The organism is Okeania sp., from assembly GCF_983059655.1.
Genome location: NZ_CEZPJD010001110.1, coordinates 1 through 2,047, shown reverse-complemented (window position 1 = coordinate 2,047; position 2,047 = coordinate 1). Strand labels below are relative to the sequence as shown.

General features: G+C 38.5%; 3 protein-coding genes. 2 read left to right on the top strand and 1 reads right to left on the bottom strand.

Annotated features, from left to right (window positions below; translation table 11 throughout):
• Window positions 1–391: 391 nt before the first annotated feature.
• On the top strand, window positions 392–694 hold the full coding sequence (gene rpsN / locus AC3DU7_RS32285) for a 30S ribosomal protein S14 (protein ID WP_293063407.1): 303 nt from the start codon (window positions 392–394) through the stop codon (window positions 692–694).
• 352 nt (window positions 695–1,046) lie between these two features.
• Here rpsN and AC3DU7_RS32280 read toward each other — a convergent pair whose 3' ends face one another.
• Window positions 1,047–1,376, bottom strand: a complete 330-nt coding sequence (locus AC3DU7_RS32280; RefSeq protein ID WP_488043306.1) for a hypothetical protein — start codon at window positions 1,374–1,376, stop codon at window positions 1,047–1,049.
• 43 nt (window positions 1,377–1,419) lie between these two features.
• Here AC3DU7_RS32280 and aat point away from each other — a divergent pair, with 43 nt between their 5' ends.
• On the top strand, window positions 1,420–1,998 hold the full coding sequence (gene aat, locus AC3DU7_RS32275; RefSeq protein WP_488043307.1) for a leucyl/phenylalanyl-tRNA--protein transferase: 579 nt from the start codon (window positions 1,420–1,422) through the stop codon (window positions 1,996–1,998).
• The last annotated feature ends 49 nt before the right edge of the window (window positions 1,999–2,047 follow it).

The window sequence follows — 2,047 nt, the reverse complement described above, 5'->3', positions numbered from 1 at the left end:
TCTTCCCCCTATTGCCTATTGCCTGTTGCCTGTTGCCTGCGCACAGCGCTATAAAAATTGACAAAATAGACAAATTATGTTTCAGACTTTAAAAGCCTTTTTACAGATAGAAAATGTATTTAAAAGTACATTGATTTTGATACATTAAATAATTTTACTTAGATGCTATAACTATTTTTCCCTGCTCTCTGTGTCCCCGTGTCTCCGCGTCTCCGTGTCCCCGTGTCTGAGGAGTTCCTTATAAGGGATAGCTGGGGCAGTAGGTGTAGGTCCCCATCTATCCATCTCTCTATCTCACCACACCCGAAAAAATCTATGGTATTATTAAAGATTGGGATAATACCTTAAAATTAAACATACCAACTATTTGGAGTAATTACAGAAACTAATCATGGCAAAAAAGAGCATGATCGAGCGTGAGAAAAAACGCAAAAAATTAGTAGAAAAATATGCTGCTAAACGTGCAGAGCTTAAACTGCAATTTGAAGAAGCAGAAGATTTAGAGGAGAAAATAGAAATCCATCGTCAAATCCAGAGATTACCTCGTAATAGTGCCCCTTCTCGCGTGCGAAATCGTTGTTGGTTAACTGGGCGTCCAAGAGGTTATTATCGAGACTTTGGACTATCTCGTAACGCAATCCGAGAAATGGCTCACGAAGGTCTCTTACCTGGAGTTGTTAAATCTAGCTGGTAGTTGAGCTACACTGAGCTTTCAGGTTAGCCGAAAGTTTTATATCTCTAACTTTAGGGGTGGGTTAAACAAATCAGTTTTTCCACCAATAAAATATGGGAAAACAAACCCCAATAACACCAAAACCACCCCTAAAAAAGGGCGTTGCTGAATACTGGGATGATTGAGACCGACACGGGGATGATAGTCGATCCTCTCTTATAAAATCATCCCACAATTATGCAATGCCTAAAAAAGTAATAGACATCTGGTGATAATCAAAAATTAAATCAATCCCATACGCATAAATCATCAATTATTTTCCCCTACTCCCTCTTTTCCGGAGAGGTCTAATAAGTGGGAATATTAAAATCTTTTATTGTCCACAACAGCGCTCTATTCCCAGACTATCCAATAACAAGTCACTAACAGCATTAGCGATCGCGAACTCTCCGTAAAAACTCTGGGAAAAATCAAAAGCTTGCATTTCTGTCACAATAGCAATTACCAATGAGCCTAAATCATTTTCTCCTTCCATACGATGGCGAACAAATATTTGAGCTGCTCTTTTAGCAATATCCTCATTAACTTTTTCTGGGATAAACTCTTGATTTAGCCATTTGTGTAAGGAAGTTCGCAACCATTCCCCCTCTTGTTGAGGGTTTTTTGCTGTTGGTAAAGTAATTGGTTTGATTGGTTCGGCCATGATTCTAAATTTTAGATTATAAATTATGAATGATAATCCGATGATGGAATATGATATTAATTCAATCATACAAGGATATGCTCAAGGCTACTTCCTCATGGCCAATGACGGAGAGAATAGTTTAGAGTGGTATGGTAGTCGTAAACGGGCTTTGATTCCTTTGGATGAAAGGTTTCGCTACCCACGGTCGCTACGTCGTATAATTAATCAAAATCGTTTTACTATTGCTGTTAATCGGGACTTTGAGGCAGTAGTAGAAGGTTGTGCGGATAGAGATACAACTTGGATTTCTGGGGAACTAAAACAGATTTACAAAGCACTGAATTTAGCAGGTTGGGCATATAGTTTTGAGACTTGGCAAGAAAATAAACTTGCTGGTGGAATTTTGGGTGTTGTAATTGGTGGTGGTTTTATTGGGGAGTCAATGTTTTTCAACATACCAGATGGATCGAAGGTGGCGATGGTAAAGTTAGTGGAGCGACTACGGGAGAGAGAATTTGTATTTTTTGACGCTCAGATGAATAACCCTCATTTAGAAAGATTTGGAGCTTATACTATTAGTGACAAAAAGTATAAAGCACTTTTGAAATTGGCGTTAAGTCGTCGATGTAGTTTGATTTAGTTTATCTAATAGACATCTCCAGAAAAGAGGGAACAGGGAACAGGGAACA